Genomic DNA, 25,723 nt, shown 5'->3' on the forward strand with positions numbered 1-25,723 from the left:
TGGCCTAGAAGTCGAGGTGGGTGTTCTCGCGCTGGACCTCCGGGGCCAGCGCGGGCACCTCGACGACGTGCCGCCCGGCCTGCCGCAGCAGTTCAGTGCCCCGGGCGTCGACGAAGACCGGCGGCTCGCGCCAGGCGAACACCACCCGCGGGATCCCGGCGTCGAGGATGAGCCGGGTGCAGCTGCGCGGGTGGGAACTGCGGTGGCTGCACGGTTCCAGCGAGCTGTACACGGTCGCGCCGGCCAGGCGCGGGTCGCCGGCGCACTTGGCCAGTGCGGCTTCCTCGGCGTGGTTGCCCGGGTCGCCTTCGCCGGAATGCCCGGTGGCGACGACCTCGCCGTCCGCGTCGGTGATCACGGCGCCGACCCGGAAGGTGTGGCTGGGCGGGCACTCGGCGGCGAGCGCGATGGCTTCCTTGAGGCGCTGGACGTCCCGGCCGGTCGGTTCGGCGGCGGCGCGGTACTCGAGGATGGCCATCCCCTGCAGCTCGTGCGCGGCGGTCAGGACCAGCGGCCGCGGATAGCGGCCCGGCCCGACGAACCGCGGCGCGTCCGGCTGCCCGACGAAGAACGGCGCGATCGCGAGCCGCAGTGCGTCGGCAAGGCCTTCGGTGAGGAAGCGCGTGTGGATCCCGCCGCCGCCTTCGACCAGCAGGTTCTCGATGCCGCGCGCGCCGAGGTCGTCGAGGACGCGCCCGAAGTCCGGCGGGTTCCCGGCGTCGACGACGGTGGCGACGTGCTTGAGCGCATCCGCGGCGTCGGGCGGTGCGTAGACGATCTTTTCGGTGTCCCCGACGGTGAAGAACTGCGCGTCCGGGTCAAGGCCGCGGGTGGTCACGGTGACCTTGACGGGTTGTTCGGGCTTACCCTGCTCCAGCCGTTTCCGCCGGAGTTCGGGCGAGCGGACGAGCAGCCGCGGGTTGTCGGCCCGCACGGTCCCGGCCCCGACGAAGATGGCGTCGGCCTCGGCCCGCAACCGATCGACGATCGCGAAGTCGTCCTCTGTGGACAGCACCAGCCGCTCGGGTGAGGTGTCGTCGAGGTAGCCGTCGAGCGACTGCGCGGCGGACAGCAGGACGTGCGGCCGGGAGATCACCCGGCCCAGTATGCCGTAACACCCGGGGCGGTCCCCGCGTCCTACGACGTATCCCCCTGCCGTGCGCATCCCCCCGGAGCTTTCTGAACATGACAACGCGAGGCTGGTACAAGGAGCGGACGCTCACCACGGTCGACACCGTCGGCCGGGAGGTGTCGGTGACGACCGGGCTCACCCGTGACCCCGAAGGCCGCCTGGTCGCGGCGATCGCGATCAGCGACGGACCGACGGCGATCTACCGCTATTCCGGCGACGCCGACGAGCGGACCGAGCTGGTCATCAACGCCGTGGACACGGTCAAGGAGCTGCGCAAGCTCGCCGGCGTCCCGCCGACGCGCTGACCGGGCCCAGCCCCGGCTCGGCCCGGCCCGCCTGGCCTGGCCTGGCCCGCCTGGCCTGGCCTGGCCCGGCCTGGCCTGGCCCGCCTGGCCTGGGCCCGGCCCCGCTCGGTTCAGGCCGGCAGGACCGCGTACTGGCGGACGTAGAGGTCGGTGTAGGTGACCGGGCCGCGTGGGCCGGGAACCTTGTCGAGGTTGATGCCGGTTTCCGGGACGGCGAGCAGCTTGAAGCCGTCGAGGAGGCGGGTCGGGGCGTTCCAGAAGACGCCCGTGCCGGTGTAGCCGTCGAAGAAGGCGTCGGCGGCCGACTCGTCCTCGGTGGAGATGCCCGCCGCCAGGCCGGAGGTGCGCTCGTTGGCGATCTCGACGGCGTCGGAGAGCGAGCCGACCTTGGCGACGGTCACGGTGGCTTCCCGGTCCGAGTCCAGCGCCCACTCGTAGCCGATGGGGTGCTCGTGCGGGGCCAGCGAAGGCGTGACGCCGCGCTCGGCGAGGGCGTCCGAGATCGCGGGCCAGGCGTCGTCGTGGATGTCTTCGTGGATGAGCAGCAGGTTCAGCCGGTTGCAGACGCCCAGCCGGTCGAGGCTGGCGTAGACGAGGTCGCGCGCCTTGGTGACGTCCGCCCCGCGGTCGACGTAGAGGACGCCGCCGCCATCGGCGTGGGCGAGGGTGCGCACGCCGTGGACGGCCGCCTCGGTGGCGAGGGCGCGGGTGCTGTCCCCGCTGCCGCGCAGGATCACCAGCGGCACGAGGCCGGGCAGCCGGACGAGCGCGGAGGCCGCCTCCCGCTCCACGCGCGGCACGAGCTGAACGCAGTCGGCATCGATGCCCGCCTCGGTGAGCGCCGGCGCGATGACGACCTCACGCAGCCGCTGGGCGGAGCCGAGCGCGGCCGAGCCGGTGCGCAGAACGCCGGCGTTGCGCGATTTGACCAGCTGGGAGGCCACGTCGACGGTGACGTTCGGCCGCGCCTCGTAGTTCGCGCCGATGACCCCCACCGGCCGCCGCCGTTCGACCAGCCGCAGGCCGCCGTCCAGCGTGGACACGTCGACGGAGCGCTCCTGGTGCGGGGCCCCGGCGAGCAGCCGAAGCTGTTCGGCCATGCCGGTGAGCCGCTCCGGGGTGATGGTGAGCCGGTCGAGCAGGCCGGCGCTCATCCCGTCGGCCTTGGCGCGCGCGACATCGGCCTGGTTCGCCTCGAGGATCTCGTTACGGTGCGCGAGCAGCCGCTCGGCCATCCCGGACAGAGCGGCATCGACGGCCTGGGCGCTCGCGGCAGCCAGCGACGGCGCGGCCAGCTTCGCCGCCCGTGCGCACTCCTCGACGGCCTTGGCGACCTCGTCCATCGTTCGTCTCCCTCCGCGCGGACCACCAGTTTGCCGCATGCACCCCGGTGACCGGCCACGGGCTCCACCGCCGGTGAGCGAGGCGTGGGCGTGGTCGGGGTGGCGCGGCCGCCGGGTGACGACCACGGCGGAGGGGCCGGCCGGCCGCTGGTGTGGTCGGGCATCGCGGCGGCAGCTCGCGACCGCCGCGGCCGCTGACCGGCCACCGCCCGTGAGGTGGTGCCGCGACCGGCCGGGGCAGGCCCGAGCACACCAGCAGCTGCCGACCGGCCACCGATCGCGACCGCGAGGACCGCCAACGGGCAGGGAAGGCCCGAGCGGCGCAGTGGCGCCTCACGATCAGCGCGACCAGCCGACCGCACGCGCGCGGCGCCCGCGGCAGGCGCCCGAACCGACCGGCCGCGTGCCAGACCACCGCAACGGCACCTCGCAATCACCGCGGCCGCCGCAGACGGCTGGCGAGCGTGGCGGCGGGCTCAGGCCAACGCTCGTGGGCCGCTCCACGTGGGTCGGTCAGGCCGGGGCCAGCGGGCGGCGGCTGGCAGGCAGCCGTCAGCCGGCGGACGCCAGCCAGTAGCCGGTCGGCGGGCGCCAGCCAGCAGCCAGTAGCCGGTCGGCGGGCGGCGGGCGGCGGGCGGCCGGCCAGTAGCCGGTCGGCGGGCAGCCAGCCGCGAGTCGCGGCAGCGAGCGGGTAGCCGGCAGCGGGTCGATAGGCAGCCAGCCGCGGGCGGCGCCAGCGAGCGGCACGCAGCAGGCAGCGGCGCGGGCAGCTTCCGCCGCCTGGTGGAGCGGCTCCGGGCCATGGCCGCCGGTACCGGGCGCCGCGGCTGGAAACCACCGCTGTCGGCGCTACTTGGCCACTGGCTCCAGCAGCCACAGGGCGCCGGCGATCAAGCAGCTGATCGTTGCCACCGCGAAGACCAAGACCCACAGCACCGGCGGGACCGCCGTGAGGCGGCCCAGCTGGTCCGCGTCCGAGTCGCGGGCCTGGCCGCGGCGGCGCTTGGTCTGGAGCTCGGCCACCGGCCGGACACCTCCGAACAGCAGGAACCACGTCACCAGGTAGCTGAACGGGGCCTGCAGCTCGACCGGGGCCACGAACGCGATCAGCGCCAGCACCGCCGCGCTGGCGACGACCGTGAACACCCCGTACGCGTTGCGCACCATCACCAGCACGCCGAGCAGCAGCAGCGCGATCAGGACCAGCACCGTGCCGACCAGGTCGGCGCCCAGCAGGCTGGCGAACACCAGCCCCAGGACCGATGGCGCCAGGTACCCGGCCATCGCCGTGAATGCCATGCCCGGCCCCTCGGGCTTGCCGCGCGAGACGGTGACGCCCGAGGTGTCCGAATGCAGCTTGATGCCCTGCAGGCGCCGTCCGACGAGCACCGCGGCCAGCGCGTGCCCGGCCTCGTGCACCATCGTCACGACGTTCCGCGCCCGCCGCCACGGCGTCCCGCCGACCAGCACCACGAGCAGCGCCACGCCGCCGGCGATCAGGGTGATCACCGCGGGGGCCTGGGCCTGCTCCAGCAGCGAACCGGCCGGCGATGTGTCCGTGGCGGCAGCCGCGCGGAAAGCCGACAGGGCGTCACCGGCCGGACCACCGAGCGCGAAATGAACGGGCGAGCTCACCCGGACACCTCACCACAGGCGATATCTGGCTACCGTGAGTCCCCACCGCTCGCCGCTTCGCGGCTTCCGGTATTGCGTCGTGGCGCTCTCCTTTCTGTCGTCGGAACGCGGGCGGCGAGAGGCGCGACCGCACGGGCCGGGGCGTTGCCACCGCCCCGAGCCGGATCCGGGCTCGGCAAGCAGCTTCACCCGGCCACCGCCGGTGGGCCTCCGCCCAGGTCAGGTCATCGCGACTCCCGCATCCGGGCCTCGCCCTCGACCCGGAACAGGAACGAGACCCAGCTCCGGAACGGCGCCCAGGACTCCGCGATCTCCGCCAGCTCCGCGACGCCCGCGCCCGGGAGGTGGTACGCGTCGCGCATGATCTCGTGGAGGCGGGTTTCGCTGCGGGGGAAGACGTCCGGGTGGCCGGCGCCGCGGATCAGGATCAGCTCCGCGCTGAACCGGCCGATGCCCGGCAGCAGCTGCAGCTGCTTCAGCGCCTCCTCCGCCGGCATGGCCCGCAACGCCGCCGCGTCCAGCATTCCGCCGGCCGCCGCCTCGGCGATGGCGCGCAGGCGCGGGATCTTCGGGCCCGGCAGCCCCGGCTGGTACTCCATCTTCGCCAGAGCGGCCGGCGCCGGGAATGCCCGCAGCATGCTCCCACCCACGTCGACCTCGGTGCCGTAGCGCTCGGTCAAGCGACGGCGCAGCCGGACCGCCTGCGTCATCCAGATCCGGTGGCTCAGCACGGCCCAGCACGCCGCCTCGTACGGCGATGCGAACAAGACCGGACGCAGGCCCGGGTGCAGCCCCTGCAGCAGCGAAACCACCGGATCACGGGCGCCGGCCTCCGGGAAGGCCGTGCCGTCGACGTCCAGCGAGCACATCCGCCGCACCTGGGCCACCACCGCGTCGGTGTGCTCGGGCGGACCGTAGACCTCGACCGTGACCTCGCCGGGCGATCTCTGCCGCAGCACCGCTCCCACCGGCGTCCATTCGCCGTCGAGCGCGAACGCCACCCGCAGTGCGCCGGGTTCGGAGTCCGGCTGCCCGGCCGGGGCGAAGCCGGTCAGGAAGCGGGCCGCCGCGGCCAGGTCGAACTCGCCGCGGACCTCGATGTCGGTGCGCGGGCGGGAAATCGTCGTCATCTCTCCTCCTCGGATCGGAACCTTGCCTGCGACGTTAGGAAGGGGCACCGACAATTTCGGGCGTCGAACGCCTGATCCCGGATTTGTTCACCCGATCGAGTGGCCCGGAGGTGGGCATACTGCCGGTGTCCGAAAGGGAGGAGAGCCCGTGCCGACCAGCGCATCCGATCGTCTCCAGGCCCTGCTCGAGACGCCGGCCCAGCCGGACTCCGGCTACCTCGACCTGCTGGGCGCCGCGGACCAGGCCGGTCCGCCGACCGGGCTCACGCAGCGCCTGATGCGCACCACCCTGCTCCCGCAGGTCTACGAGCGCTACTGGCGGCCCGCCCTCGGCCGCGCGCTCAAGGGCCCGTTCGGACCGAGCATGGCGGAAGAAGTCTCACTGGCCACGAAACTCCTCCGGCTGGCACCGGGCCGCACGGTGCTCGACGTCGCGTGCGGAACCGGCCGGTTCACCCGGGCGTTCGGCGCGGCCGTCGGCCCGGACGGGCTGGCGATCGGGCTCGACGGCGCCCGCACCATGCTCGCCAAGGCCGTCGGCGAGGGCGGCCCGGACACCGTCGCCTACCTGCGTGCCGACGCCGTGCACCTGCCGTTGAAGCCGTCCACAGTAGACGCGCTCTGCTGCTTCGCCGCGTTGCACATGTTCGCCGAGCCGGAGACCGCGCTGGACTCGTTCGCGCGCGTGGTGAAACCGGGTGGCCGGGTCGTGCTGCTGACGAGCGCCCGCCGCGGCCGGCAACCCGCACGCCTGATCGAGTCGGCCGGCGGGATCGTGAGCGGCCAGAAGATGTTCGATCGCGGCGAAATCGGGGCGGCCCTGCGCGCCCGCGGCTTCACGAAGATCACCGAACGGTACGCCGGTGTCACGCAGATCGTGGCGGGCGAGCTCGGCTGAGCACCGCGGATTGTCGGAGGTGGCGGTTAGCATCGCCCCATGACCCACGCCGACCCCGTCCCGCCCGACGACAGCTACCTGCGTTCCCTGGTCGAGGCCACCGCCGACGCCGTCGCGGCCGCCGAACCGCTGTCCTCGCCGCACACCGGCGCGGACGAGGCGACGCGGGCCGAAGTGACCGCCGCGGTCGAGCGCAGCTCACCCGATCTGGTGACGTTGAGCCAAGATCTGCACGCCCATCCCGAGGAGGGGTTCGCCGAACACCGGTCCGTGCGGGCGCTGGCCGACCTCCTGCACCGGCACGGCCACGAAGCCACGGTCGGCGTCGGCGGGCTCGACACCGCGCTGCGCGTCAGCACACCACCGCGAGACGGGCCGCACATCGCCGTGCTCGCCGAGTACGACGCGCTGCCCGGGCTCGGTCACGCCTGCGGCCACAACGTCATCTGCACCACCGCCGCGGGTGGCTTCCTCGGCGCCGCGACCGTCGCCGAGCGGCTCGGCGGCCGCGTCAGCCTGATCGGCACGCCCGCCGAGGAAGGCGGAGGCGGCAAGGAGATCCTCGCCCGGGCCGGCGTGTTCGACGACGTCGACGCGGTGATCATGCTGCACCCGTTCAGCCACAACATCGCGCTGCACCCGTTCCTCGGGCGGCGTCAGCTGGAGATGGTCTTCCACGGCGTCGGCGCACACGCGAGCGCCCAGCCGTTCATGGGCCGCAACGCGCTCGACGCCGCCGTCGCCGCGTACCAAGGCGTCTCGGCGCTGCGCCAGCAGCTCCCGCAGAGCGACCGCGTCCACGGCGTGTTCACCGACGGCGGCGCCCGGCCCAACATCATCCCGGCTCGCGCCGCGCTGCTGTTCTACCTCCGGTCCCAGCGCCCGGAAACCCTGCGCGACCTCGCCGCCCGCATGACGTCGATCGCCGAAGGCGCCGCGGCGATGACCGGCTGCGGCGTCGAGCTGATCTGGGACGCCCAGGCGGCTTACCTGCCGATCCGGTTCAACACCGCGCTCGCCGGGCGCTGGACGGCCAACCAGGTGATCACCGGCCGCAAGCCGCTGCCGCCGGGCATCGTGCCGGAGTCGCTCACGGGCTCGACGGACTTGGGCAACATCTCCTACCGCGTCCCCGCACTGCACCCCATGCTCGCGATCTCGGGGCCGACGGTTGCGTTGCACACCAAGGAGTTCGCGGCCGCGGCCGGATCGAAGACGGGCGATGCGGGAGTCCGGGACGGCGCGCTGGGCCTGGCCCTGACCGCCGCCGACTACCTCGGCGACGCCGAGCTGCGGAAGGCGGTGCACGACGAGTTCGAGGCGGCGGGAGGAGCGCTGGACGTCCCGTCGTTCTTCGCCTGAAGCCTGAGGACCGGCTGAGTTTTCTCAGCTGATTCTTCTCAGCAAAGCCTGAGGTATTTCCACAGGCTGCTCACAAGCACGAGCGCGAATCTGGTCCTATGACCGAGAACGAGAGTCGGCCCGGCCCCGCCTCAACCGGTGGGCACCAGCCGCACCACAGCACTCAGCAGTACGGGCCGTACGCGCAGTACGCCTACCAGCAGCAGGCCGCGCCGAATCCGCTCTTCACCCCGCCGCCGGCTCCCGGCGCCCAGGCCCCCACGGCGCTGAAGACCAAGCCGCGCAAGGGTGGCCGCGTCGCGATGGTCGTCAGCGCGACCGCGCTCGGCGCCGCGCTGATCGGCGGCGTCGGCGGCGCGGCGATCGTCGGGCTCACGACGACTTCGGCGGACGGCGCGACGACGTCGCTCAGCACGCCGGCCGCGAACGGGCAGACGGTCGCGAACTCGACCTCCGGCGACGTCAGCGCCGTCGCGGCGAAGGTCACGCCCAGCGTCGTCCAGATCAACGTCACGACGAGCCAGGGCGAGGCCATCGGCTCCGGCGTCATCCTCAGTTCGGACGGCCGGATCCTGACCAACGCGCACGTCGTCGACGGCGCTCAGAACGTCGTGATCACCACCTCCGACGGCAAGAAGTACCAGGCCAGCGTGGTCGGCGCGGACACCAAGGCGGACATCGCCGTGGTCCAGGCCCAGAACGCCAGTGGCTTGAAGGCGGCGTCCCTGGGCGACTCGAGCAAGCTCGCCGTCGGCCAGGAAGTGGTCGCGATCGGCTCGCCGGGCGGCCTGCAGAACACCGTCACCACCGGCATCGTCAGCGCGCTGAACCGGAACCTGTCCGACATCGGGCAGGGCGAACAGCAGCAGCGCTCGCCGTTCAGCCGCACGTCGAACCAGAGCAGCGACTCGCCCAGTTACACCGCGATCCAGACCGACGCCGCGATCAACCAGGGCAACTCCGGCGGCGCGCTGGTCGACGCCCAGGGCAACGTGATCGGCATCAACTCGGCGCTGTACAGCCCGTCGGCGTCGGCCAACGGCTCGGCGGGCAGTGTCGGGATCGGTTTCGCCATCCCGATCAACGACGCCAAGAAGATCGTCGACCAGATCGTGAACAACTAGGACGCGGACGGGCCGTGGTCGGGGCGGCCCGTCCCCCCGCTTCGGGGAGCGGGAGATCACCGCGAAGGCCGTTTCGAGAGTCGATCGGGGGCTCTCGAAACGGCCTTCGTGCTGCTCAGAGCGTGTAGGTGAGGGTGAAGAGGTGGTTCTTCTCTTCGTCGATCTCGATGCTCGCCGTCCCGGCGATTCCGGCAAGCTCGCCGAAGCCCGAGCCGGTGAGGATCTTCAGCGTCAGGCCGGTGTCGTCGGCCGAGTGGTGCAGGACGAAGCCGCCCTTGCGGCCGTCGACCGAGACCTCGAGTCGCTCGAAGGCCACGTACGCGCGCGAAGTCGCGTTGGACGCCGTCAGCATCTCGACGGTGCTGGTTCCCTCGACCGCGCCGGTGAACGTCTTGCCGATCGCCACCCGGGCGAACTCGGTGGCCCCGGCCTCGTCGGTCGCCTGCGGTTCCCACTTGTCGAGGACGAACGACGCGGCGGCAGTGCTGGTCATGGCTGATTTCCTTTCGAAGGTGGGGCCAGCCTGACAGCGATACCTGACAGCTTGCGTCATGATTTGTCAGCGCCGCCGGTTGCCGAACAGGCCACGCGTGATCTCGCGGCCCAGCGCGCTCGCCGCGGACCGCATGAACGACTTCACCGCCGGGTTCTTCATGGCGGACTCGAGGAATCCCGGCTCGTCCTTCCCCGGCGCCGGCGGCGCGGGGGCAGCCTCGGGCGCGGGAGCCGGCTCGGGAGCGGCGGCGACCTTCGCGGCGAGCCGCTCGTAGGCCGACTCCCGGTCGATCGTCTCGGCGTACTTCGCATGCAGGTCGGACGAAGAGACGGCCGCGGCGACGGCCTCGTCGCCGATCGAGCCCATCTTCGACCGCGGCGCCCGCAGCCGCGTCCACGCCACCGGCGTCGGCGCACCCCGTTCCGACAGCACCGTGACGACGGCCTCGCCGATGCCCAGCGACGTCAACGCCGTGTCGAGCTCGTAGAACTTCGTCTTCGGGTAGGTCTTCACGGTCTTGGCTAGCGCCGCCTGGTCATCCGGGGTGAACGCCCGCAACGCGTGCTGGATCCGGGCGCCGAGCTGCGAGAGCACGGCGTTCGGGACGTCCGTGGGCAGCTGCGTGCAGAAGAACACGCCCACGCCCTTCGACCGGATCAGCTTCACGGTCTGCTCGATGCGCTCGAGGAACGCCTTCGACGCGTCGGCGAACAGCAGGTGAGCCTCGTCGAAGAAGAACACCAGCTTCGGCTGGTCGAGATCGCCCTCCTCGGGCAGTTCCTCGAACAGCTCGGCCAGCAGCCACATCAGGAACGTCGAGAACAACGCGGGCTTCGCCTGGAGGTTGTCGAGTTCAAGGAGCGTGACGACGCCTTTGCCGCCGGTCTGCCGCATGAGGTCGTGCACGTCCAGCTCGGGCTCCCCGAAGAAGTCCTCGCCGCCCTGGGCCTCCAGATTGGACAGCGCACGCAGGATCACGCCGGCCGTCGCCGCCGAGACCCCGCCGATCCCCTTGAGGTCCTCCTTGCCCTCGTCGCTGGTCAGGTGCGTGATCACCGACCGGAGGTCCTTCGTGTCCAGCAGAGCCAGACCGCGCTGGTCCGCCCAGTGGAAGATCAGCCCGAGCGTCGACTCCTGCGTCTCGTTCAGCCCCAGCACCTTGGCCAGCAGCACCGGCCCGAAGCTCGTGATCGTCGCCCGGATCGGCGACCCCTTGCCGCCGGTGCCCAGCGACAGGAACTGCACCGGGAACGCCGCGCCGGCCCAGTCGTCACCCAGCTCCTGCGAGCGCTTCGCGACCTTGTCGTTCGCCTCGCCCGCCGCGGCCAGCCCGGACAGGTCGCCCTTCACGTCCGCGAGCACCACCGGCACCCCGGCCGCCGACAGCTGCTCCGCGATCAGCTGCAACGTCTTGGTCTTGCCCGTGCCGGTCGCGCCGGCGACCAGCCCGTGCCGGTTCAGCGTCGCCAACGGCAGCCGCACGGCCGCCGCCGCGTCCACCTGCCCGTCGATCACCACCGCACCCAGCTCCAGCGCGGCACCTTCACTCGCATAACCAGCGGCGATCTCACTCGCCGGCGACTCCTGCTCGGCCACTGCCCGCTCCCCGATCTGTGTCCCGCACCACACCGAACCCGGCTTGGCGAGCGTAACGCGCCGTACGCGCAGGTAACGCCCTTCCTATCCCCGTGTCGGGTTAGGGTCACCAGGTGACCGACCGCCTAGTCTGGATCGACTGCGAAATGACGGGGCTCGACCTCGGCAAGGAAGCGTTGATCGAAATCGCCGCCCTCGTCACCGACGCAGAACTCAACGTGCTCGGCGACGGAGTCGACATCGTCATCCACGCCGACGAGGAAAAACTCGCCGGGATGCCCGAGATCGTCCGCGAGATGCACGCCCACTCCGGCCTCACCGAAGAAGTCCGCCGCTCCACGGTGACCCTCGAAGAAGCCGAGCGCCGCGTCCTCGACTACATCCGCGAGCACGTCCCCGAACCGGGCACCGCCCCCCTCGCCGGCAACTCCATCGCCACCGACCGCGGCTTCATCGCCCGCGACATGCCCGCCCTCGACGCCCACCTGCACTACCGCATGGTCGACGTCTCCTCCGTCAAAGAACTCGTCCGCCGCTGGTACCCGCGCATCTACTACGCCAAGCCCGAGAAGGGCCTCGCCCACCGCGCCCTCGCCGACATCCGCGAATCCATCGGCGAACTCGACTACTACCGGCGCGCCGCCTTCGTGCCCCAGCCCGGCCCCACCAGCGAAGAAGCCAAGGCCGCGGCCGCTGAAGTGCAGGAACGGCACCAAAGGTGACCCCCTGAAAAGCGGTCGCGAGCACCCGCTACGATTACTCCCAGCGAGGTGATCGCAAGCGGATCCCCTCGGCGATGGTGGGCGTAGCTCAGCTGGTAGAGCACCTGGTTGTGGTCCAGGAGGTCGCGGGTTCGAAACCCGTCGCTCACCCCATCACCCTGGTTTGGTCGGGCCCTGGCGGGCCCTCCCCCAAACTGGGGTTTCGCCTTTTTGTGGGGGTCGAACCCCCACACCCCCGCCGGGGGCGCGCCCCCGGACCCCCATCCGAGTGGTCGCCTTGCGTTGGCGAGTGCGGTTTGGGCGGTTGCGGTTGGGCCGTTGGTGGTAACGCTCACGACTGGATGGCTCAGCGTGCGGGCGCCCGGATGGGGATGCACCGTTGAGGCGTGGAACGTTCAGGTGGGAAGGTCAGGGGCCGGAAGAAGCAGCTTCGGTATGAGGACATCACCGTTGTCGATCGGTCACTTCTGAAACGGGCGGTCGGGGCTGCCGCCCTGGGCAATGCCATGGAGTGGTTCGACTTCGGGGTCTACGCCTACATCGCCGACACCATTGCCGAGGTGTTCTTTCCCCCCACCGTGTCTCCCGGGGTTCGGCTGATCGGGACCTTCGGGGCATTCACCGCCGCCTTCCTCATGCGACCGCTCGGCGGGCTCGTCTTCGGGCCGCTCGGGGACCGGATCGGACGGCAGAAGGTGCTCGCCGTCACCATGATCATGATGGCCATCGGGACGCTGTGCATCGGCTTGATCCCGTCGTACAGCTCCATCGGGGTCTGGTCGCCCGTCCTGCTCGTCGTCGCGCGGATGGTGCAGGGGTTCTCCACCGGCGGGGAGTACGGGGGCGCCACCACCTTCATCGCCGAGTACTCGCCCGATAAGCGGCGGGGGTTCATGGGGTCGTGGCTCGAGTTCGGGACGCTGTCCGGGTACGTGCTCGGGGCGTCCGTCGTCACCGGGATGAAGGCCTGGGTGCCGCACGAGACGTTGCTCGACTGGGGCTGGCGCGTTCCGTTCCTGGTCGCCGGGCCGCTCGGCATCATCGGGCTCTACATGCGGCTGAAGCTGGAGGAGACCCCCGCCTTCCAGAAGCACGCCGAGGAGGCCGAGAAACGGGGGAAGTCCGGGGAACCGTTCTGGAAGATGTTCACCGAGTACTGGCCCGCGCTGCTCGTGTGCGTCGGCCTGGTGCTCGTCTTCAACGTCACCGACTACATGCTGCTTTCGTACATGCCGACGTACCTCTCCGAGCAGCTCCACCTCGACGCCACCCACGGGCTGCTGCTGATCATCGTCGTCATGGTCGTGATGATGCTCATCATCATGGTCGGCGGGCGGATCACCGACCACGTCGGCCGCAAGCCCGTGATGATGGCCGGCTGCCTCGGGTTCCTCGTGCTGTCCTGGCCGCTGATGCTGCTCGTCCACGACGGCGGCCTCGTCCTCACCTTCCTCGGCCTGATGGGACTCGGGCTGCTGCTGCTCTGCTTCGAGGTGTCGATGCCCGCCGCGCTGCCCGCGCTGTTCCCGACGGCCATCCGGTACGGCGCGCTGTCCATCGCGTTCAACATCTCGGTGTCGCTCTTCGGCGGCACGACCCCGCTGGTGATGCAGTCGCTGATCTCCGCCACCGGCCACGACTTCTGGCCGGCCTGGTACCTGATGGCGGCGGGCGCGATCGGCGCCGTCGCGGTGTACTTCAGCCGCGAGACGGCGAACAAGCCGCTCTGGGGCTCGGGACCCGCGGTGTCGACCGAGGCCGAGGCGCGCGAACTGGTCCGCGACTCGGGCTAGTTCGCCGCCGTCCGCCACTCGTCCCAGGACAGCTGCCAGACGCTCCAGCCGTCGGTCGGCTCGAGCTTCGGGCCGCCGCTGTTCTGCACCGTGACGACGTCACCCTTCTTGGACGTGTCCATCAGCCACTTCGTGTTCTCGGTGGACAGGTTCAGGCAGCCGTGGCTGACGTTGCTGTGGCCCTGCTGCCGCACCGACCACGGCGCGGAGTGGTAGAAGATGCCGCTGTAGGACAGCCGGATCGCGTACTGGACGAAGGTGCTGTAGCCGCCGGGTGCGTCTTCGGGCACGCCGTAGGTGGCGGAGTTCATCGTGTAGCCGGTGTGCTCGCTCATGACGGTGTAGGTGCCCTGCGGCGTGTTGTGGCCGGGCTTGCCCATGGAGGTCGGCATGGTCTTGACCTCCTTGTCGTTGATCGTGACCGTCATCTGGTGGGTCACGCCGTCCGCGACGGCGACGAGCTTGTCGCCGACGGTGACGGCGGCGCCCTTGTCCTCCCGGCCGTAGCTGCCGTTGCCGAGCGGCTTGCCGTAGACGGCGGCGTCGACCTTGATCTTGGTGCCGCTCTTCCAGTACTCCTTCGGCCGCCAGGTGACCTGCTTGTCGCCGGACCAGCGGAAGGCGCCCTCGGTGGCCGGCTCCGCGGAGACCTTCAGCGCCCTCTCGGCCGCGGCCTTGTCGGTGACGTTGCCGGTGAAGGTGAAGATCAGCGGCATCCCGACCCCGACGGTCTCGCCGTCGTCGAGGTTCACCGAGACGCCGAGCTGCCGGGCGGGCTTGACGGTGCTGAAGGTCGACTCCGACGTGACCGGCTTGCCGTCGGAGCCGACGGCGGTCGCGGTCAGCTTGTAGGTCTTGCTGTAGCCGAGCGGCTCGGCGGAGTCCCACCCCGAACCGTCGGCCCGCGGCTTCCCGGCGATGACCTTGCCATCGGCCCCGGTCAGCTTGACGTCCCCGACCTTCCCGTCCGCGACGGTGACGCTCACCGGCTCCCCGGGCGCGACGTCCTTCGCATCCTTGGCGGGCGTGAGGGCGAGCACAGCGGGCTTCGGGGCGGGCTTGGGAGCGGTACTGCTACTGCTGCTCGCGGGAGCGGTCTCCCGCGGAGGTTCACCCGAAGGGTTACTGCTGCACCCGGCCAAGGACAGGCCGATCACCCCGGCGGCCACCAGCAACCGCACCGTCACACCCCGCATGCCCACCCGCCTGTTTCGCCGTCGATGTCCGACTACAGTGTGCCCGACCAGCCCCGACACCGGGGCGGCGATGCCGGAACCGGGTTGGGGGACCCCCCTGAAACGGGCCCCGGAGAGGGGTGCTAATCTTTTCCACGTCGCCGAGGGAAACCTCCGGCAGACACCGGCGCCATTAGCTCAATTGGCAGAGCAGCTGGCTCTTAACCAGCGGGTTCGGGGTTCGAGTCCCTGATGGCGCACAGTCGGAAAGCAAAGCCCATCAACGGTTTCCCTGCAATTTAGGGGTTACTGCTGGTGGGCTTTGCTCGTGCGTGCAGCCCGGGTGCAGCCGACGTGTCGGCCCGGTTCAGTGACTTGGCGTCACCATCCGTGCTCGCGGCGAGCCGCTGCGCTGCCGGGGCACCACCACCTTGAGGATCTTGGCCCCGCGCTGGTACCCGGCGCGCCGGACGAGCTCCGCCGTGGCATCCGCCGCCTGCTGCGCCAGGCAGGGCAGGACGCTGGTGTAGGTGTCGGCGGTGAGTACGATGCTGGAGTGCCCGAGCAGGGCCTGCACCACCCGCAGCTCGTTCCCGGCCGCCAGCGACAGGGTCGCCGCGCCGTGTCGCAGGTCGTGGAACCGGATCGGCGGCAGGCCGGCCTCGTCCACCAGGGCCCGGAAGGTGCGGGAGACGTAACTCGGGCTCCACGACCGGCCCTGATCATGAGAGAACACCCAATCACCGGCCGGGTCCTCCCGGGCGAGCCGGCGCAGCAGGGCAGTCGTTCCCCGGTCCAACGCGACGGTCCGGCAGCTGGCGTCGGTCTTCGGCAGGCACACACCGCGGCCATCACGTTCAACCAGCTGCCGCACGACCGCCAGTGTCCGGTTCGCCAGGTCGACATCGCACCACCGCAGACCGACCGCCTCTCCGCGGCGCAATCCCAGCACGGCTGCCACGTGATACAGCGGATACAGCTGGTGATCGCGGACCTGCTCGAGGAACGTCGCGGTCCGCTCGGCCGTCCATACCGCGGCCGCCGGCCGTTCCTCGGTCCTCCGCCACAGCTCGACCCGGGCCTCGGTCCACACCACCGCCCGAGGCCGGCGCGCCGAGGGCAACTCCACCCACCGCGCCGGATCGTGCGTGATCAACTCACGCCGGATCGCACCGTTAAGCGCGGCCCGCAACACCTCACGAATCCGCTGCACCGTCGTCGGCGACAACGGCCGCGACCGCACCGCATTCGCCCGCAACAACCCCGTGAACGCCACCTGCACCTTCCCGATCGTCAGCTCCGACACAGCGAGCCCGCCCAACCGTGGCTGCAGACAGTCACGAATCAGCTGCTCATACAGCTGCCGTGTCGACGGCCGGAGCGTGTTCCTCGTCGCCAGCCACACATCCAGCCACTGACCCACCGTCACCACGGCCCGCCCCGGATCCACATCGTCACCCAGCCAGAACCCCCGCGCGCGCTCTGCCGCAGCCCGCGACGCAAACCCGCCACGCTGCACCCGCCGACGACCACCATCCGGATTGACACAACCGCACCTTTTGAACACCCGCCTACCTGATCGCTTCGCCATGATTCCTCCGTCCACAGAGCACACGAACACTCAACGATGCGCGCGTCACGAGAAACTCTCTCCAGTTTGGACGACACGACGACCCGCGGCAGAATCCACCACTTACGAACCCGAGAGGCCCAGACAGGGCGAACGAGGCGGCACTCCGTACCGTGCGACACACCTGGCCCACGCACCGGCTTGCCTGGCAACGCAGCAGGTCTTCCACAGCACTGATACCCGCGTACTCGCCACGGACATGACGGTGAGACATGGTCGGTATGTGATGTGCAGCCAAGTTGCCTCCGTCTCTCAACCCAGCGTCCGTGGCGGCCCGCTGGCTCGTGAAAGCTCCGCGATCGTCAAAGTGAGCGGAATTTGCAAGCAGAATCTCTGATAGGTGAATCTCCAACCCGCGTCGAATCACCTCAAGTGACGATTCGATCAAGTTGGTAACTCCCCTTCGGCTAACAGCGATCCTTCACCAGGAACGAAGCAGTATGTCGCCTCAAGGCGTGCGATCGAGGGGGTCTCTTTGGCAGCGCTGGTCATCCTCCTGATCGCGGCGGCCATCGTTATCCTGCTGGTCAGGAAGGCCTGGCGAGCATCCGATGCCGGAGCATCGCAGAGATCGGCAGAACCTCCGCAGCTCCGGCAGGCGCCTCCGCAGCTCCGGCAGGCGCCTCCGCCAGCTGTGCTTCCACACCGGCAACCGGCACCGCCGGGGCCCGTCCGGAAGCAACGCCGCCCCAGTACGGCGCAAGTTCTCCAGCCTCCAGCACTCGCACCTGCTCGCCAGGGCGCACCTCCTCGCCAACCTGACCGGCGCACGTCATCGCGTGCCGCCAACGCGCCTTCGGCGCCGAGCCGACCGGCCCGTGCCCGTCCCGCTCATCGGTGGCTTCCCCAAGACCAGGATGTTGTCGTCGCGGGAACGACACTGCGGGGTGGCCTGCTCTACGTCGGCACCGGCATGCCCGATGCCGCCGGAGTCGGAACCGAACCCGCACTGATCGACCCTGGTCTGCCAGTGGACCTGCGCAACCCGGACTGGGCGGGCGAGTCGATGGACTACTGGCCCAGCTACGCCGATATATCCCCACGAGCTCGTGGCGCCTACCTCGGTTGGCTGGCCGGTGGCCGCGCAAACTCGAACGCCTACATCGGCTACGTGTTCCTGTACTTCTACGGTCTCGAACGTCGCTTGCTCACCGAGATCCCCAACCTCGCCGACGCCGACGCCGAGTTCGCGACCCTGGTAGGCGAAGTTCGGCGGCTGCTCGGCATCTACCGCGGCAATCGCTCCTTCCGCAGCTACGCCGAAGGTTTGCTCGATGCGGTCGCCCTCCTCGACCCGACCGTGCGGTACGACCGCGCAGCGCCGCTCGTTCCCGAATGGAGCTACGAGCTTCCCGCGGACCTCAAAGTCGGGTTGGCGCAACTGGCGGTGGACGGGCGTCCGGTCCCGGCGGACTGGGCGTTGTCCTGGTACGGCCACCACCCCGACACCAACCTGCGCACGCCGGCGATGCGGTGTCCGAACGAGTTCCTGGAGCTGTTCACCCGGCGGTACCGCGCGAAGTTCGGCGAGGGCATGGTCATCAAGCCGAACAAACCGCGCCTCTCCGCGGGCTATTACGCAGCCAGCAGGGGCTTCAACGGCCACATCACGGTCGAAAACACAAAGCTGCCCGACGTCGGCAAACTGACCGGCCCGATCACCAAGCTGAGAGACATCGTCGAAGGCGTGACCAGCGATCTCGACGCCTACAGCCGCTACCTCGGCCGCAACCCGGACGGCGCCGGCTCACCCGCGGCCATCGCGCTCCTGCCGGAGGGCGTCACCCACAAACCGAGCCCCGAGACCGAGGCGCTGTGGTCGTGGGCCGCGCAGAGCATCGGCAGCGACGGCCGCGGGGTCACCTCGGCTCAGGAGCTGGTCTCGCGGTGGCCGACCAAGACCGGCAAACTGGCCAAGGCCGACGCCGTCGCCTTGGCTCAGCTGCTAGAACACCGTGGCCTCGGCATAGAACCCGACGTGCGCTTCGGCGGGAACACGCCGACGCCGACGTCGTCGGTGGTCCTGTTCCGGCGAGCGGATCCCCCGGTCAGCGCACCCAGCACCGAGTACGCGGCCGCGCTCGCAATCATCAACCTCGGCATGCTCGTGGCCGCCGCGGACGGCACAGTCAGCGAGCCCGAACGGCGTGCGCTGCGGGAACTGGCGATCGACGACCTCGATCTCAGCGAAGACGAGCGACTCCGGCTCGACGCCCACGCCGCACTAGTCCTGACCAAACCACCCACTCCCGCGGTCCTGCGCCGGCGCCTGGAATCACTCCCGACGTCGCGCAAGGCCACGGTCGGGCGGTTGCTCACCACCATCGCCGCAGCCGACGGCCAAGTCACCCCCGACGAGATCCGCACGCTCGAGCGGCTGTTCACCACGCTCGGCCTCGATCCCGGCGAGGTGTACGGAACCCTGCACGCTGCCGCGACGTCGACCGACGAGCTGACCAGCACCCGAATTCCCGGTGCCCAGCGGTCCGGCCGCACCATCCCGGCTCCGTCGGCGGCTCCAGCGGGAACCTCGACGCTCGCCCTCGATCCGGAACGGCTCGCGCGGACGAGGGCCGAGTCCGTGCGGGTCGCCGCCGAACTCGCCGAAATCTTCGCCGACGACCAACCCACTCCTCCACCGCCACCTCCCGCGGACGCGGTGGTCGGAGGGCTGGATCCCTCACACACCGTGTTGTTCCACCGGCTCGTCAAGCAGGACACCTGGAGCCGCGCCGAGTTCGACGCGCTGGCTGCCGAAATTGGCTTGATGCCCGATGGCGCGCTCGAAGTCCTCAACGACGCGGCCTACGACCGCACCGACGAGCCGCTGTGCGAAGGCTCCGATCCCATCGAGATCAACCAGGACATCGTGAAGGACATGCTCGGATGACCACACCCGCCCCGAAGCCCGCACGCCTGCGCCCCCGCGATCGAGACGCGATCATCTCCTCCCTGCGGTCCGGCGTGGTGCCCCGCGCCGGGTTCCAGCACATCCAGGTGGGACGTGCCGCCGAAGTGTCGGCGATGAGCCAGGAGATCACGCGCATCGCCGACGGCGGTTCCGCGGTCCGCTTCGTGATCGGCGAGTACGGCGCCGGCAAGACGTTCTTCCTGAACCTGGTCCGGTCCATCGCCGCCGAGCGGAAGCTCGTCACGACGTCGGCCGACCTCAGCCCTGACCGTCGCTTGCACGCGAGTGGTGGTCAGGCGCGTTCGCTCTACGCCGAGCTGATGCGCAACATCGCCACCCGCTCTACCCCGGACGGCAACGCGCTGCCCAGCATCGTCGAGCGGTTCGTGACCTCGGCGATCCAGGAAGCCACCAGTGCCGCGACGTCGCCGGCGACGGTGATCGCCCGTCGGCTCGAACAGCTGTCGGAAAGTGTCGGCGGCTACGACTTCGCGCAGGTCATCGCCGCCTACTGGAAAGGCCACGACACCGGCAACGAGCAGCTGAAGTCCGACGCGATCCGCTGGCTGCGGGGTGAGTTCGCGACCCGCACCGACGCCCGCGCGGCGCTGGGCGTGCGCACCATCGTCGACGACACCAGCTTCTACGACCACCTCAAACTCGTCGCCCGGTTCGTCCGGCTCGCCGGCTTCTCCGGCCTGCTCGTGTGCTTGGACGAGATGGTCAACCTCTACAAGCTCGCCCACACCGGCGCCCGCAAGTCGAACTACGAGCAGGTCCTGCGCATCGTCAACGACTGTCTCCAAGGCAACGTCGAAGGCCTGGGCTTCTGCTTCGGCGGCACCCCGGAGATGCTGATGGACACCCGCCGCGGGCTCTACAGCTACGAAGCGCTCCGCAGCCGCCTGGCCGAAAACAACTTCGCCGTCGGTGGCCTGGTCGACTACTCCGGCCCGGTCCTGCGGCTGGCGAACCTGACCCCGGAAGACATGCACGTCCTGCTCGAACGTCTGCGTCACGTCTACGCCGGCGGCGACCCCGCTGCCTACCTCGTTCCGGACGAGGCGCTGGCCGCGTTCATGCAGCACTGCGCCGGCCGGATCGGCGACGCGTACTTCCGCACCCCGCGCAACACCATCAAGGAGTTCGTCAACCTCCTGGCCGTGCTCGACCAGAACCCCGGCGCCGACTGGCGGCAGCTGCTCGGGAACGTCTCGATCGACACCGAAACCAACCCCGACCTGGAGCCGCTGCCCGACGAACTCGACGCCACGGAGGCGAACGGCACCGATGAGCTCACCAGCCTCCGCATCTGAAGCCGTCAACTTCGGACTGCTCCACCCCAAGGTGCAGCGGTGGGTGTGGCAGCAAGGGTGGAGCGAGCTGCGCGACGTCCAAGACGCGGCCATTCCCGCCATCCTGGGCGGCGACACTGATGTCTTGATCGGCGCAGCGACCGCCGCGGGCAAGACCGAGGCCGCGTTCCTGCCGATCTGCTCCAAGCTCGCCGACCACCGCGGCACGGGCATCCAGGCGCTGTACGTCGGCCCGCTCAAGGCGCTGATCAACGACCAGTTCCGGAGAACCGAAGAGCTGTGCGAAGCCCTCGAAATCCCGACTCACCGCTGGCACGGCGACGTCGCCAGCACCCGCAAGCAGGCTGTGCTGCGCAATCCCTCGGGAATCCTGCTGATCACCCCGGAGTCGCTGGAAGCGATGTTCGTGCTGCGCGGGACGCAGATCGCGCGGCTGTTCGGGGCGCTGCAGTACGTGGTCGTGGACGAGCTGCACTCGTTCCTGGGAACCGAGCGCGGCGCCCAGCTGCTCTCCCAGCTGCACCGCCTCGAAATCGCCGTCAAGCGGCGCATACCGAGGATCGGGCTGTCCGCGACGCTGGGCGACATGTCGCTGGCCGCAGGGCAGCTCCGCCCGGACCACGGTGAGCGAGTCACGGTCCTCGAATCGGCGGCGACCGGCCAGGAGCTGCGGCTGCAGCTGCGCAGCTACGTCGACGAACAACCGGACACCGACGAGGACGCGGACATGGCTGTTCGTGGCATCGCCGACCATCTGTTCGCGAACCTGCGCGGCCGGACCAACCTGGTGTTCGCCAACGCGCGCTCGCGTGTCGAGCTTTACGCGGCCGAACTCGCCGACCGCAGCCTCGCCGCCGGTGTCCCCAACGAATTCCACGCGCATCACGGAAATCTTGCCAAAGAGCTGCGCGAAGACGTCGAGGCGATGCTCAAGGACCCGACCAAGCCGACCACCGCCGTCTGCACGACGACGCTGGAGATGGGCATCGACATCGGCGCCATCGCCCAGGTCGCGCAGATCGGCCCGCCGCCGTCGGTGGCCTCGCTCCGGCAGCGGCTCGGGCGTTCCGGCCGTCGTGACGAGCCTGCTGTCCTCCGTGCCTACTGCGCCGCTGTGGTGATCGACGCCGAGACGTCGCTCCTCGACCGCCTCCAGCTGCCCTTGGTGCAGACGATCGCGTCGATCGACCTGCTGCTCGAACGCTGGTGCGAGCCACCCGACCCATCCCGGATGCACCTGTCCACGCTGATCCAGCAGCTTCTATCCTTGATCGCCCAGCACGGTGGGGCGCGGCCGCCCGAGGCGTATCGGGTGTTGTGCGGACGCGGAAGCCCGTTCTCGGCCGTGACCACAGCACAGTTCGCGGACCTGCTCCGCACCCTCGGTGCCAAAGACGTGCTCACCCAAGCCAGCGACGGCACCCTGATGCTCGGTGGGCGCGGAGAGCCTGCCGTCAACCACTACACGTTCTACGCCGCCTTCCAAACGCCAGAGGAGTACCGCCTCGTTCACAGCGGCCGGCAGCTCGGCACCATGCCGATCGACTTCCCCCTGTATGAAGGCCTATTACTGGTGTTCGCCGGTCAACGGTGGCGTGTCGTCTCGGTCCATGAAGAAGACAAAGTCGTCCAGCTCACCCCGGCGCCCGGCGGCAAGCCCCCGCACCTCGGCGACTCCGGCGGTTTGGTGCACAGCGAAGTCCGGGCGAAGATGCGAACACTTCTCGAAGGCGACCACGTCCCCGCCTACCTCGACCGGCAGTCGCGAACGCTGCTCGAGCAAGCCCGGCGGGAGTATACGACCCTCGAACTCGACAGTCATCCGGTCATCATCGATGGCTCCGACACGCTGTTGTTCCCGTGGACCGGCGACCGCCAGCTGCACACCCTCGCAGTTATCTTTAACGCCACCGGAATGGAAGCGGCTGTCGACAGCGCCGCTCTTCGACTGGTCGGCACAGCCAGTGCAGCGGCGCTGACCGCGCTGAGGAAGGTGGCAAAGGGGCTTGCGCCCGACGCGCACGAACTCGCCCGCAAGGTCGAGAGTAAGGCGACCGAGAAGTTCGACAGCTGGTTGAGTGAGGAGCTTCTCTGCGATCAGTTCGAGTCAGCCGTCCTCGATTGCCCGGGAGCTGTCCAAGCTGCCCGGCTTCTCATAAGCTAACCGCTGCCGATGACCGTCAGGTCGGTCACGTACTTGACCGCCGCGATGCGCGCCATCTTCAATTGCATCTCCAGCAACTGGAGGCGGAGCGTGTTCTGGTTGACGACGCCGTTTGCGATGTCCTCCGACACCTTGGCGTAGAGCTTGCGGCTGAGATTGGGCTGCACGACCACGACCTCGGTCGTGCCTTTGGAACGGCTCCCCTTCAGCTTCGCCAGGAAGCCTTCTCGTCGGTCCTTAACGCGCTCTCCGTCGAACCAGCAGGCGGGCTCCTCGATGGTGGTGCTCGCGAGCCGCTCGGCCAGCAGGTCCTTGTCCAGGTACAGCATGTTCTTCTGCGCCTGGGCGAGGACGACGTCGTAGTCGCCGACCTTCACGCCGCGGTTTTCCGACTTGTTGCTCGACGCCTTCACGTGGAACACGCGCAACAGGTTTTCGTCGTCAATGTGGAAGAAGTCGGCCGCCTCGCCGGAACTGTCGTCGCAGAGCAGCCAGCCCTCGCTGCAGTAGTCGACCATCCACGCGAACAGCGAGTCGTCATCCGCCTCCCCGATCGCCGCGTGGATCAACGGCGTCGACTGCAGCTTTCCCGGCTTCTCCTTCGTGATATCGAATCCGGTGAAGTCCTCCCAAGCCCAGCCGGTGAACGGCGTCGGCGTGAAGTCCTGCTTCCAGAGTCGCCCTGCCGAGTACTTGTGGCCGGATGCGAAGTAGACCTCGAGCAACTGCCCTGCGTTCACAGCCTGAAAGACTTCGCGGGCCGACGGCAGCGGGTCGCGAGCACATCGATCGAACCCGACGTCGAGCTCGAACCGATCGTCGAGCTTCTTGAGGTTCGCAGCCAGCTGACCACCGATCACGCCGCCGGTTCCGACATCAAGCTTGAACTTGGTCCCTCTCGCACCTTCTTGGACGTTGAGGACGGCGTCCTGGAGCACCAGCGCAGCCTCTTCCACATCCTCGCCGCCACGCAACGACTCCGGCAACGAGTCCACGTCGACCGGAAGCACCTCGTAGGCCTCTGACACCTCGGCGAGGTCGAACACCTCTCGTGCGGTGACTGGAAAAGCCGAGAAACCTGTCGGTGTCTCAATCACTTCGGCGGTGATGCCGAGGATCTCGCCCATCGTGAGCACGTACGTGTGGAAATCGGGCGAGTCCTTGAACCAGATCTGCGAGTTGCTGACCGTGACACCGACCTTGCCCTTGAGGAAGACAACCTCCGGATTGTCCGGCATCTCACACCGCGCCGCGTCCCAGGCGAAGAAGCCGTCCTCCACCGGATCGAGCGCAACACCCAGGTCGTCGCCACCGATCGCCTTGCTGGTCGGCCTGAGGACGCTTCGCCGCTGGATCGACCTCATCCAGATGTTCTTCGCCGCACCCTGCATGAAGGCTTCCTCGAGGACACCCGACCCGAGCCGCCGGAGCGGGGGGAGCGGCGCGGTGTTCAGTTGCTTCTGCAGCCGATCCAGCACATTGCGCTCGGCGCGCACCGCGATCAGCTGTCCCCGGCGCAGCACGACGATCAGCTCGTGGGACACATTCATGTAGTCGGAGGACGCCAGCACCCACCCCGGCCGGCTCTGCTGCCGCCGGACGCAGCCAAACAGTTGATCGACCTGCAGCGACTCCAGCGTACCCACGCCGGGGACGACTCCCCCCACCTCGGCGCTCAGTTCGGTTTCGGCAATGGTGCGCACGCTCGTCCCCTGACGGGCCCGTCCCGGCTTCTTGAGCAATCGCACCAGGGCACCGAACGCAAGCTCCGGGCGGCCGACGCACCGCAGCACGATGACCGACATGAACGGCTTGAGGTCGCCCCACGGCACCTCCTCGAGCGCGACGTCAGATTGGCTCGTCATGTTCCCTCACCACCACAGCAGTAAGATCAGTTACTCACTGCAACAAGCGTGACATGACAGATAGATCAACTTAATCCTGTCACGCTGAGCGGTCCCGATCACGCGCCGAGCGGCATACAGATCTCGGAGCTGGGGAAATACGTCCAAGAATTGACCATCTTTTGTCATGTGAACAATCAACTGCCACATCGTTCGAAGGTGCACCTCGGCCGCGGCTATTACTTTTCGTAACTGACGTGTCGTTACCGCGCCTGTTCAACGAGGAGTCATCCGACCACTCGGATGCAGCAACCTGCACACCCACCGTGACATCAGATCGCGGAAGCTTCACCTTTACTGTCTATCTGACAGTAATTAGGCTGGGTCCATGCCCGCCGATCACTGGACACCCCCGCCCGTGCTGCTCGCCGTCGACCTGGTGATCTTCACCCTGCGCGAGTCGGTCTTGCACGTTCTTCTCGTAGAACGCGGCGTCGCCCCTTTCGAAGGCACGTCGGCGCTACCTGGCGGGTTCCTTGCCACCAGCACCGAGGACATCCTCGCGGCCGCCCACCGGGAGCTGCTCGAGGAAGCCGGCCTCGGCGCCGATCGGCTGCACCTCGAGCAGCTCGGCGCTTACGGCACTCCCGATCGCGACCCGAGGGGCCGCGTCGTTTCCGTCGCCTACCTCGCCATCGCGCCGGAACTCCCCCAGCCCCGCGCCGGCACCGACGCGGCCGACGCCACGTGGACCCCCGTTTCCGATGTGCTGAGCCACCGCGTGCGCCTGGCCTTCGACCACGAACGGATCCTCCAGGACGGCTTGGAGAGAGCCCGGGCGAAGCTCGAACACACCGCGCTCGCCACCGCCTTCTGCACCCCGCCCTTCACGATCACCGAGCTGCAGCAGGTCTATGAAGCGGTCTGGGGTGTCGAACTCGACCCGCGGAACTTCTACCGCAAAGTCCAAGCAGTCGAGGACTTCATCGTCCCGCTCGGCACCGAACGCCGCGTCGGCCGCGGCCGCCCAGCCCGCCTGTTCGCCCCTGGCACCCGATCCGCACTCTTCCCACCCCTGGTACGTCCCACTCCGACCACGACCACCGAGGCGAGACGATGACCGACGACCTGGTAGTAATGCTCACGG

Annotated in this window: 19 protein-coding genes and 2 tRNA genes; 12 read left to right on the forward strand and 9 right to left on the reverse strand. The window is 69.3% G+C overall.

The genetic code is table 11. From position 1 onward, the window contains the following. Nucleotides 1-4: 4 nt before the first annotated feature. Nucleotides 5-1,096: a dihydrofolate reductase family protein gene (locus AB0M30_RS25785; protein ID WP_364588216.1), complete on the reverse strand. Its 1,092-nt coding sequence runs from the start codon at nucleotides 1,094-1,096 to the stop codon at nucleotides 5-7. Nucleotides 1,097-1,185: 89 nt separating this feature from the next. Here AB0M30_RS25785 and AB0M30_RS25790 point away from each other — a divergent pair, with 89 nt between their 5' ends. Next, on the forward strand, nucleotides 1,186-1,437 hold the full coding sequence (locus AB0M30_RS25790; protein WP_364588219.1) for a hypothetical protein: 252 nt from the start codon (nucleotides 1,186-1,188) through the stop codon (nucleotides 1,435-1,437). Nucleotides 1,438-1,547: 110 nt separating this feature from the next. Here AB0M30_RS25790 and AB0M30_RS25795 read toward each other — a convergent pair whose 3' ends face one another. The 3 genes from AB0M30_RS25795 to AB0M30_RS25805 form a co-directional block, all read right to left on the reverse strand. Then, complete coding sequence (locus AB0M30_RS25795; protein WP_364588222.1) at nucleotides 1,548-2,780, reverse strand: aldehyde dehydrogenase family protein; 1,233 nt, start codon at nucleotides 2,778-2,780, stop codon at nucleotides 1,548-1,550. An 849-nt stretch (nucleotides 2,781-3,629) separates the two neighbouring features. Further along, entirely contained in the window at nucleotides 3,630-4,415 is a 786-nt protein-coding gene (locus AB0M30_RS25800) for a M50 family metallopeptidase (RefSeq protein WP_103337671.1), read from the reverse strand. A 224-nt stretch (nucleotides 4,416-4,639) separates the two neighbouring features. Continuing rightward, nucleotides 4,640-5,545 (reverse strand): DNA-3-methyladenine glycosylase 2 family protein, encoded by a 906-nt coding sequence (locus AB0M30_RS25805; protein ID WP_364588225.1) that lies wholly within the window; start codon nucleotides 5,543-5,545, stop codon nucleotides 4,640-4,642. A gap of 148 nt (nucleotides 5,546-5,693) precedes the next feature. Between AB0M30_RS25805 and AB0M30_RS25810 the strand changes: the two genes are divergently transcribed. The 3 genes from AB0M30_RS25810 to AB0M30_RS25820 all read left to right on the forward strand — a co-directional run bounded on the left by AB0M30_RS25810 (nucleotide 5,694) and on the right by AB0M30_RS25820 (nucleotide 8,929). After that, the gene (locus tag AB0M30_RS25810; protein WP_364588228.1) at nucleotides 5,694-6,443 is read left to right on the forward strand and encodes a methyltransferase domain-containing protein; all 750 of its coding nucleotides are present in this window, start codon (nucleotides 5,694-5,696) and stop codon (nucleotides 6,441-6,443) included. A 39-nt stretch (nucleotides 6,444-6,482) separates the two neighbouring features. Then, nucleotides 6,483-7,805: a M20 family metallopeptidase gene (locus tag AB0M30_RS25815; protein ID WP_364588231.1), complete on the forward strand. Its 1,323-nt coding sequence runs from the start codon at nucleotides 6,483-6,485 to the stop codon at nucleotides 7,803-7,805. 98 nt (nucleotides 7,806-7,903) lie between these two features. Further along, nucleotides 7,904-8,929, forward strand: coding sequence for a trypsin-like peptidase domain-containing protein (locus tag AB0M30_RS25820; protein ID WP_364588234.1), 1,026 nt, complete (start codon nucleotides 7,904-7,906; stop codon nucleotides 8,927-8,929). Nucleotides 8,930-9,044: 115 nt separating this feature from the next. On the opposite strand, the gene AB0M30_RS25825 is transcribed toward AB0M30_RS25820, so the two are convergent. Further along, the gene (locus AB0M30_RS25825) at nucleotides 9,045-9,422 is read right to left on the reverse strand and encodes a DUF3224 domain-containing protein (protein WP_364588237.1); all 378 of its coding nucleotides are present in this window, start codon (nucleotides 9,420-9,422) and stop codon (nucleotides 9,045-9,047) included. A 66-nt stretch (nucleotides 9,423-9,488) separates the two neighbouring features. Continuing rightward, nucleotides 9,489-11,021: a helicase HerA-like domain-containing protein gene (locus AB0M30_RS25830; protein ID WP_364588240.1), complete on the reverse strand. Its 1,533-nt coding sequence runs from the start codon at nucleotides 11,019-11,021 to the stop codon at nucleotides 9,489-9,491. Nucleotides 11,022-11,134: 113 nt separating this feature from the next. Between AB0M30_RS25830 and orn the strand changes: the two genes are divergently transcribed. The 3 genes from orn to proP all read left to right on the forward strand — a co-directional run bounded on the left by orn (nucleotide 11,135) and on the right by proP (nucleotide 13,536). Beyond that, entirely contained in the window at nucleotides 11,135-11,743 is a 609-nt protein-coding gene (gene orn, locus AB0M30_RS25835) for an oligoribonuclease (RefSeq protein ID WP_364588243.1), read from the forward strand. A 77-nt stretch (nucleotides 11,744-11,820) separates the two neighbouring features. Beyond that, nucleotides 11,821-11,896: transfer RNA gene (locus tag AB0M30_RS25840), tRNA-His, on the forward strand. Nucleotides 11,897-12,129: 233 nt separating this feature from the next. Beyond that, nucleotides 12,130-13,536 (forward strand): glycine betaine/L-proline transporter ProP, encoded by a 1,407-nt coding sequence (gene proP / locus AB0M30_RS25845; protein ID WP_364588246.1) that lies wholly within the window; start codon nucleotides 12,130-12,132, stop codon nucleotides 13,534-13,536. Here the strand turns inward: proP and AB0M30_RS25850 are convergent. Then, entirely contained in the window at nucleotides 13,533-14,732 is a 1,200-nt protein-coding gene (locus AB0M30_RS25850) for an Ig-like domain-containing protein (RefSeq protein ID WP_364588249.1), read from the reverse strand. The two genes, proP and AB0M30_RS25850, sit on opposite strands and share 4 nt — an antisense overlap. 166 nt (nucleotides 14,733-14,898) lie before the next feature. On the opposite strand from AB0M30_RS25850, the gene AB0M30_RS25855 reads away from it, so the two are divergent. Then, nucleotides 14,899-14,971: transfer RNA gene (locus tag AB0M30_RS25855), tRNA-Lys, on the forward strand. A gap of 107 nt (nucleotides 14,972-15,078) precedes the next feature. Here AB0M30_RS25855 and AB0M30_RS25860 read toward each other — a convergent pair. After that, complete coding sequence (locus tag AB0M30_RS25860) at nucleotides 15,079-16,302, reverse strand: tyrosine-type recombinase/integrase (RefSeq protein WP_364588251.1); 1,224 nt, start codon at nucleotides 16,300-16,302, stop codon at nucleotides 15,079-15,081. Nucleotides 16,303-16,816: 514 nt separating this feature from the next. On the opposite strand from AB0M30_RS25860, the gene AB0M30_RS25865 reads away from it, so the two are divergent. The 3 genes from AB0M30_RS25865 to AB0M30_RS25875 are packed head-to-tail and all read left to right on the forward strand — an operon-like array spanning nucleotide 16,817 to nucleotide 22,732. Then, a complete protein-coding gene (locus AB0M30_RS25865) occupies nucleotides 16,817-19,231 on the forward strand; it encodes a TerB N-terminal domain-containing protein (protein WP_364588254.1) in 2,415 nt (804 codons plus the stop codon). Then, nucleotides 19,228-20,568 (forward strand): ATP-binding protein, encoded by a 1,341-nt coding sequence (locus AB0M30_RS25870; protein ID WP_364588257.1) that lies wholly within the window; start codon nucleotides 19,228-19,230, stop codon nucleotides 20,566-20,568. The genes AB0M30_RS25865 and AB0M30_RS25870 overlap by 4 nt, the downstream gene beginning before the upstream one ends. Next, nucleotides 20,543-22,732 (forward strand): DEAD/DEAH box helicase, encoded by a 2,190-nt coding sequence (locus AB0M30_RS25875; protein WP_364588260.1) that lies wholly within the window; start codon nucleotides 20,543-20,545, stop codon nucleotides 22,730-22,732. The genes AB0M30_RS25870 and AB0M30_RS25875 overlap by 26 nt, the downstream gene beginning before the upstream one ends. On the opposite strand, the gene AB0M30_RS25880 is transcribed toward AB0M30_RS25875, so the two are convergent. Then, nucleotides 22,729-24,597 (reverse strand): hypothetical protein, encoded by a 1,869-nt coding sequence (locus tag AB0M30_RS25880; protein ID WP_364588263.1) that lies wholly within the window; start codon nucleotides 24,595-24,597, stop codon nucleotides 22,729-22,731. The two genes, AB0M30_RS25875 and AB0M30_RS25880, sit on opposite strands and share 4 nt — an antisense overlap. Before the next feature lie 367 nt (nucleotides 24,598-24,964). On the opposite strand from AB0M30_RS25880, the gene AB0M30_RS25885 reads away from it, so the two are divergent. Beyond that, entirely contained in the window at nucleotides 24,965-25,696 is a 732-nt protein-coding gene (locus AB0M30_RS25885) for an NUDIX domain-containing protein (protein ID WP_364588266.1), read from the forward strand. The last annotated feature ends 27 nt before the right edge of the window (nucleotides 25,697-25,723 follow it).

The organism is Amycolatopsis sp. NPDC051716 (genome assembly GCF_040681595.1).
Lineage (GTDB): Bacteria > Actinomycetota > Actinomycetes > Mycobacteriales > Pseudonocardiaceae > Amycolatopsis.